Raw genomic sequence first — 500 nt, forward strand, 5'->3', positions numbered from 1 at the left:
GATGCGCGCCGGCGGGGGGCCGTCGCCGCCCCCCATCACCGAGCCGACCGTCGCGATGGCCTGCAGCGCGGTGAAGAGGCCTTCGCCCGTCGCGGTCTTGGGCGCCGGCTTCAGACCGTCGATCGCCGCCTTCACCGCCTCGCGATTGGTGGTCGGGGAGACCAGCAGCGAGGCGTTGGCCGCGAACTCAACCAGGCCCAGGTTGATGGCCGGCGTCAGCTCGTCGGCGAATTGCCTGCCGGCCACCTTGGCGGCGGTCAGCCGGTCGGGGGGCACGTCGGTGGCCCGCATGGACTGCGAGATGTCGATGACCAGCACGATGACGGCCCGGTTGCGCGGGATGCGCATGTCATGGGTCGGGGTGGCCAGCGCGATGGTCAGCAGGACCAGGCTGAGCAGTGAGACGGCGATGGGAATGTGCCGCGTCGGCGACTGCGGCACGTTCGCCTCGGTGAACCGGCGCAGCCGGCGCCGGCGGCGGCCCTGGACCACCACGTAGA

The 500-nt window shown here is 72.0% G+C and carries 1 protein-coding gene; it reads right to left on the reverse strand.

Going from position 1 to position 500, the window contains the following annotated elements; all coding sequences use genetic code 11:
• Window positions 1-500 (reverse strand): VWA domain-containing protein (locus A5678_RS16320; RefSeq protein WP_156746939.1); only part of this gene is annotated, 500 nt, incomplete at both ends.

Source organism: Mycobacterium sp. E2733 (genome assembly GCF_001667585.1).
GTDB lineage: Bacteria > Actinomycetota > Actinomycetes > Mycobacteriales > Mycobacteriaceae > Mycobacterium.